Raw genomic sequence first — 6,334 nt, forward strand, 5'->3', positions numbered from 1 at the left:
GGCGGAAAGCTGACCTCTCCTATTCCTCCCCATCGAGAGATGGGGAGGGGGACCGCCGCTGAAAGCGGTGGTGGAGGGGAATGGGGCGCGACCTCCGAAATTCACCCTCCACTACTCGCTATGCGAGCGCCCTCCTCCCCACGCCGCGCGCAGGGAGGATTTAATGCCGCCCATCCGCCAATCTCAATCACCCCAAACCCGTCCCCATGTTGACAGGCCCGCCCCATCCCGCGACATGTCGGACCATAATGACAGTCGCACCCCAAGCACCCCTGCTCTTCTTCGATTCCGGCGTCGGCGGGCTTTCGATCCTCGCCCCCGCCCAGGCCGCCCTGCCCCATGCCCCGGTCGTCTATGCGGCGGACAGCGCAGGCTTCCCCTACGGCACCAGGAGCGAGGCGGAAATCGCCGCCCGCGTGCCCGCATTGCTGGGCCGCCTGGTCGAACGCTACCGCCCGCGCCTGGCGGTCATCGCCTGCAACACCGCCTCCACCATCGCGCTTTCGGCCGTCCGAGCGGCACTGGACATACCGGTCGTCGGCACCGTTCCCGCGATCAAGCCCGCCGCGCTGCTCTCGCAAAGCCGGGTCTTCGGCGTCCTCGGCACCGACGCCACGGTACGCCAGCCTTATGTGGACCGCCTCGCCGCCGAATTCGGCTCCGACTGCACCGTCCTGCGCCACGGCTCGGCCGCTCTGGTGCAACTGGCCGAAGCGAAATTGCGCGGCGAACCGCTGGACCCCGCCATAGCGCGGGACGCTCTGGCCGGACTGTTCGACCAGCCCGGCGGCGACCGGATGGACATAGTGGTCCTGGCCTGCACGCATTTTCCGCTGGTGGAGGCCGAACTGGCCGCCGCATCGCCCCGCCCGCTTCGGTTCGTGCATGGCGGTGAAGGAATTGCCCGCCGCATCGCCTATCTCACCCAGGGGCAGCCATGGCCATCGGAACCGCTCCCCGGAACGGCCGTCTTCACCCGCCTGGACGAGAGCGTCGAACGGCTTCGCCCGGCCCTTGAAAGCTATCGCCTGCAACGGATAGAGGGGCTTTGAAGGGGTGGACCTTTGGTCCAATCGCAAGCCTTTCTATCAGTGTGATAGGTAATTCTCCCTAAGGCTGCGAGCGGTTATCACTGGTAATAGGCGGCCACAGCAGGTAAATGCCCCCTCAAAGAGGGGATGCGGGAACAGGGACAGGGCTTAAGTGAACTACAAGCACATCTTCACGCAGGCGATCGACCGGCTCCATAGCGAAGGTCGCTATCGGGTGTTCATCGACATCCTGCGCAACAAGGGCGCCTTTCCCAACGCCCGCTGCTTCCACGGCCATAACGGGCCGAAGCCGATCACCGTCTGGTGCTCCAACGACTATCTCGCCATGGGCCAGCACCCCAAGGTCGTCGCCGCGATGGAGGAGGCGCTGCACGATGTCGGCGCAGGCTCCGGCGGCACCCGCAACATCGGCGGCAACACCCATTATCATGTCGATCTGGAGGGCGAACTGGCCGACCTCCATGGCAAGGAAGGCGCGCTGCTCTTCACGTCGGGCTATGTCTCGAACGAGGCGACGCTGTCGACGCTGGCGAAGATCCTGCCCGGCTGCATCATCTTCTCCGACGAACTGAACCACGCCTCGATGATCGCGGGCATCCGCAATTCGGGCTGCGAAAAGCGGGTGTTCCGTCACAATGACGTCTACCATCTGCGCGAACTGCTGGCCGCCGAAGACCCCGACGCGCCCAAGCTGATCGCCTTCGAAAGCGTCTATTCGATGGACGGCGACATCGCCCCCATCGCCGAAATCTGCGATTTGGCCGACGAATATAACGCGCTCACCTATCTGGACGAAGTCCATGCGGTCGGCATGTACGGCGCGCGCGGCGGCGGCATTTCCGAACGGGATGAAGTCGCTCATCGCCTCACCATCATCGAAGGCACGCTGGGCAAGGCGTTCGGCGTCATGGGCGGCTATATCGCAGCCGACCAGATGATCGTGGACGTGATCCGCAGCTATGCGCCCGGCTTCATCTTCACGACATCCTTGTCGCCGGTGCTGGTCGCAGGCGTCCTCGCCAGCGTCCGCCACCTCAAGCAATCGAGCGAGGAACGCGAAGGCCAGCAGGCATCCGCCGCGACCTTGAAGCGGCTGATGGCCGAAGCGGGCCTGCCGGTCATGCCATCGGTCACGCATATCGTCCCGCTGATGGTGGGCGACCCGGTCAAGGCCAAACGGATCAGCGACATATTGCTCGCCGAATATGGCGCCTATGTGCAGCCGATCAATTACCCCACCGTCCCCCGCGGCACGGAGCGCCTGCGCTTCACCCCCGGCCCGGCGCACAACGAAGAAATGATGCGCGAACTGGTCGATGCCCTGGTGGAAATCTGGGACCGGCTGGAACTGGAACTCAGGAAGGCTGCCTGACGGCGCCAAGGGGTGGTAGAGGACCTTCTTTTTATCCCTCTCCCTTGAGGGTCGGCCAGAGGCACGTGACTCTGGCCGAGGCTGCGCAGACTTGGCAGCTTGCTGCCTAGTCGTAGCTGGGTGAGGGGGTTGCGATCCAAGGGATCGCGCGGGCCGCAGGCCCGCTCCCCCTCATCCAATTGCGCCTAGCTTCGCTCCGCTCAGCAAGGCTCCGTATCCTTCTCCCTCAAGGGAGAAGGAATGTCCGCTCATGGCCAAACGTGGCCCAAACCTCAAACCCGTATCACCCCGCCCCTGACCGCATAGCCGCGATACAGGCTCCGGCTATGGGGAAAGCCCCCCATATCCGTCGCCAGCCTTGCGATAGCTTGCCGCAATTCCGCTCGCGGCGACACATGGAACCGCGCCAGCCACCCAAACAACGCGTGCTTCCAGAAACCCGGCAGGTCATCCTGCTGTCCGAAGTCCACGACCTCTAACCTGCCGCCATCCGCCACGCATTCCGCCGCCTGCCGCAAGGCCCCCTCCCAATCCGGGATCATCGACAGCGCATAGCTGATGAACACCCGCTCGAACCGTTCCCGCCCGAACAGGGCCGCCGCATCGAACCCGCAGCCATCCCCCTGCGCCAGCACCACCCGATCCGCCATGCCCGCCTTGGCCACCGCCTTGCGCGCCGTCTCCAGCATCGCCTCGCTGATATCGACGCCATAAAGCCGCGCTTCCGGCCACGCCTTGCCCACGGCGATCAAATTCCGCCCGGTTCCGCAACCAATCTCCAGCACGGCCCCGCCGCGCGGCGGGGCAAGATCGGCAATCAACCCATCCCGCCCCAGCAGGTAGAATTTCCGCGACAGGTCGTAGATATGCCGCTGACGCCGATAGACGCTGTCCATCAGCCCGCCATGCCCGCCCGTCATCACGCGCCCCTCAGCACATAGAGATGCACGCCGCCATAAATGGCCGACCGGTCCCGCGCCGTATAAGCCAGCGACTCCTCCGCCCGATAATCCCAGCGCGACAGCACCGCATCATCGACCCGGCCCGGCAAGATGCTCGGCTCCCCCGCCGTCCGGAACAGCACCCGCGCCCCCGGCTTCGCCGTCCGCGTGATCTGCGCCCAAAGCGCATTCAACTGCGCATCGTCCATCCAATCCTGCGCATCCAGCAATATATAGCGATCCGCCGACCCGGCATCCTGAGACGCCAGGAAATCCGTGAAATTCACATGCCGCACATCGACCCGCCCGGCCCGCTCCACCACGGCGGCATGGTTCGCGGCCTGCAAATAGGGCGGCAACGGCCCCTCGCCCCCGGCATAGCCCCGCCCAAAGGCCTGCACCGCGAAATAATTGTCCTTCAGGTCGAAGCCGCACGCCAGCTTCTCCAGCCGCGCCTTCAACACGCCGTCCATCCGCTCGTCCCCGGCCAGCGCCTCATATTGCGCCGGTGGAATCCCCAGGCCGAAAAGCGAAGCTGGCTGGCTCGTCAGCCACTTCATGAAGGCGCTGTCGAACACCGGCGCCAGTTCCGTTTCAAAGATCGCCCGCTGCTCCTCCCGCGATCTCGCATCCAGCATCCGCCGCGGATTGACGCCATGCAGCCGCGCTAGCAGATGCGCCGCCCCGATAAAGCGCCCCAACAACCCATGCTTGTAGATTCCCCGCGCAAAGCCGCCGATCCGCCGCCGCCCGATGAAATCCCGCCCTTCCCAATAACGCCGCGTCGCATCGTCCAGCACCGGCGCCACGAAAGCGCGATAAGCCGCCACATTCTCCCTGCAATCCGCCCTGGCGAAGAACCGATGAAAAGCCCCATGATCCGGCAAGGCCCGCGCCGCCGCCAGCTTCAACCGGTTAAGCGCGATATGCGCGGTATTCAGGTCGACCGCCGTGATCCTCGCCGGATCGGCCGTCAGATAGCTCAGCACATTGCACCCGCCCGAAGCGATGGTGACGACATGGCAATCCGGCGTGATTGCCAGCGCCTCCATGTCGACCTCCGGATCTTCCCAGATCTGCGCATAGACCAATCCTCGAAAGGCAAAGGTGAAGGCGCGCTCCAGCAATCCCTGCCGGGACAGATGCCGATGCCGATGCACCGCGCGGGTAACATTCTGATGAGCCGTAGATGCCATAAACCGCGCCTCCTGACCGCTGGACCGTTCGGCGCCGCATAGGGCAAAGCCATGTCTTCCGCGTGACGCCCAGGTTACGGCAATGTGAAGGCCCTTGCGGAACCAACCCGTCTCCCTCACCATTTCACAAGGCCATGCCCCACTGGATCGAACCCCACCCCACCGGCATCTATGTCCGCCCGGCCGATGCCTGGATCGATCCGTCCGTCCCGCAGGAACGCGCCCTCGTCACCCACGGCCATGCCGATCATGCGCGGGGCGGCCATGGCCATGTCTGGGCGACGCAGGAAACGCTGGCGATCATGGCCCTGCGCTACGGCACCGCGTCCGGCACGGCGCTGCCCTATGGCGAAGAAATCCGCATGAACGGCGTCACGATCAGCTACGTCCCCGCCGGCCATGTCCTCGGCTCCGCCCAGATCGTCCTCGACCATGCGGGCGAGCGCGTCGTCGTCACCGGCGACTATAAACGCCGCCCCGACCCCACCTGCCTGCCCTTCCAACCCGTCCCCTGCGACATCTTTGTCACCGAAGCGACCTTCGGCCTGCCCGTCTTCCGCCACCCCGACACGGGCAGCGAAGTCGACCGCCTGCTCGCAACCCTCCACGCCAATCCCGATCGCTGCGCCCTGGTCGGCGCCTATGCCCTGGGCAAGGCCCAACGCCTCATCAGCGAGCTGCGCGCCAGAGGCCATCACGACCCCATCTACATCCACGGCGCGCTGGACCGCATGTGCGCCCTCTACACGCAATTCGGCGTCGATCTGGGCGACCTGCGCCCCGCCACAGACCAACCGGCCAAAGACCTGCGCGGCCGCATCGTCGTAGCGCCCCCCTCCGCCCTCAACGACCGCTGGAGCCGCCGCCTGCCCGATCCGATCACCGCCATGGCGTCAGGCTGGATGCGCGTCCGCCAGCGCGCCCGCCAACGCAATGTCGAACTGCCCCTTGTCATCTCCGACCATGCCGACTGGGACGAACTGACCGACACCATCCGCGAAGTCGCCCCATCCGAGACGTGGATCACCCACGGCCGGGAAGAAGCCCTGCTTCACTGGTGCATGACCCACCAGATACGCGCCCGCGCTCTGGCCCTGATAGGCCGCGAAGACGAGGACGAAGGATGATGGCCCTCACCACACCACATCCGAACGGGGGTCGGGATTAAATGCGCGCCTTCTCCCAACTCCTCGACGGCCTGGTCTACACCCGCTCCCGCAACGGCAAGCTCGCCCTCATCGCCGCCTATATGCGCACCGCGCCCGATCCGGACCGGGGCTGGGCGCTCGCCGCCCTCACCGGCAATCTGGACCTGAAGGCGGTCAAAGCCTCCACCATCGCCGAAATGACCCGCGCCCGCGTCGACCCCGTCCTTTTCGAAATGAGCCGCGACTATGTCGGCGACCTCGCCGAGACCGTCGCCCTGCTCTGGCCCAAAGCCGAGGACCAACCGCCGGAGGTGGACGACGGCTCCCTCACTTTGTCCGCCATCATAGACCGGCTCCATGCCACCAGCCGCACCGCCGCCCCGGCGACCCTCGCCCGGATGATGGACCATCTCGACGCCTCCGGCCGCTTCGCGCTGCTCAAGCTGGCGACCGGCGGCCTGCGCGTCGGCATCTCCGCCCGCCTGGCCAAGACCGGCTTCGCCCAAGCCTTCAACCTCGAAGTCGACGATGTGGAGGAATGCTGGCACGCCCTCGCCCCGCCCTATACCGCCCTCTTCCAATGGGCGGAGGGCAAGGCAGACCGCCCCGACCCCGCAGGCACCCC

Annotated in this window: 6 protein-coding genes; 4 read left to right on the top strand and 2 right to left on the bottom strand. The window is 65.7% G+C overall.

The window, feature by feature from the left end; all coding sequences use genetic code 11:
• Positions 1 to 248 precede the first annotated feature (248 nt).
• Both murI and hemA read left to right on the top strand, forming a co-directional pair.
• Positions 249 to 1,052 carry a glutamate racemase gene (murI, locus tag BV95_RS21995; protein ID WP_037457371.1) on the top strand — a complete coding sequence of 268 codons (804 nt, stop codon included), beginning with the start codon at positions 249 to 251 and terminating at the stop codon, positions 1,050 to 1,052.
• 151 nt (positions 1,053 to 1,203) lie between these two features.
• Positions 1,204 to 2,424 (top strand): 5-aminolevulinate synthase, encoded by a 1,221-nt coding sequence (gene hemA, locus BV95_RS22000; RefSeq protein ID WP_037457374.1) that lies wholly within the window; start codon positions 1,204 to 1,206, stop codon positions 2,422 to 2,424.
• 272 nt (positions 2,425 to 2,696) lie between these two features.
• Here the strand turns inward: hemA and BV95_RS22005 are convergent, their stop codons facing one another.
• A complete protein-coding gene (locus BV95_RS22005; protein WP_037457376.1) occupies positions 2,697 to 3,344 on the bottom strand; it encodes a class I SAM-dependent methyltransferase in 648 nt (215 codons plus the stop codon).
• Positions 3,344 to 4,561 (bottom strand): BtaA family protein, encoded by a 1,218-nt coding sequence (locus tag BV95_RS22010; protein ID WP_037457379.1) that lies wholly within the window; start codon positions 4,559 to 4,561, stop codon positions 3,344 to 3,346. Before BV95_RS22010 ends, BV95_RS22005 begins: the two co-directional genes overlap by 1 nt.
• 134 nt (positions 4,562 to 4,695) lie before the next feature.
• Here BV95_RS22010 and BV95_RS22015 point away from each other — a divergent pair, with 134 nt between their 5' ends.
• Both BV95_RS22015 and BV95_RS22020 read left to right on the top strand, forming a co-directional pair.
• Positions 4,696 to 5,688, top strand: coding sequence for a ligase-associated DNA damage response exonuclease (locus BV95_RS22015; RefSeq protein ID WP_037457381.1), 993 nt, complete (start codon positions 4,696 to 4,698; stop codon positions 5,686 to 5,688).
• A 41-nt stretch (positions 5,689 to 5,729) separates the two neighbouring features.
• A partial coding sequence (locus BV95_RS22020; protein ID WP_037457383.1) for an ATP-dependent DNA ligase occupies positions 5,730 to 6,334 on the top strand: 605 nt, incomplete at its 3' end.

This window comes from Sphingobium chlorophenolicum (genome assembly GCF_000722875.1).
Lineage (GTDB): Bacteria > Pseudomonadota > Alphaproteobacteria > Sphingomonadales > Sphingomonadaceae > Sphingobium > Sphingobium chlorophenolicum.

What these genes read in the sequence shown, in the direction of transcription:
- murI (WP_037457371.1), top strand. Translation starts at nt 249, where the DNA reads ATGACAGTCGCACCCCAAGCACCCCTGCTCTTCTTCGATTCCGGCGTC.
- BV95_RS22005 (WP_037457376.1), bottom strand. Translation starts at nt 3,344, where the DNA reads ATGACGGGCGGGCATGGCGGGCTGATGGACAGCGTCTATCGGCGTCAG.
- BV95_RS22010 (WP_037457379.1), bottom strand. Translation starts at nt 4,561, where the DNA reads ATGGCATCTACGGCTCATCAGAATGTTACCCGCGCGGTGCATCGGCAT.
- BV95_RS22015 (WP_037457381.1), top strand. Translation starts at nt 4,696, where the DNA reads ATGCCCCACTGGATCGAACCCCACCCCACCGGCATCTATGTCCGCCCG.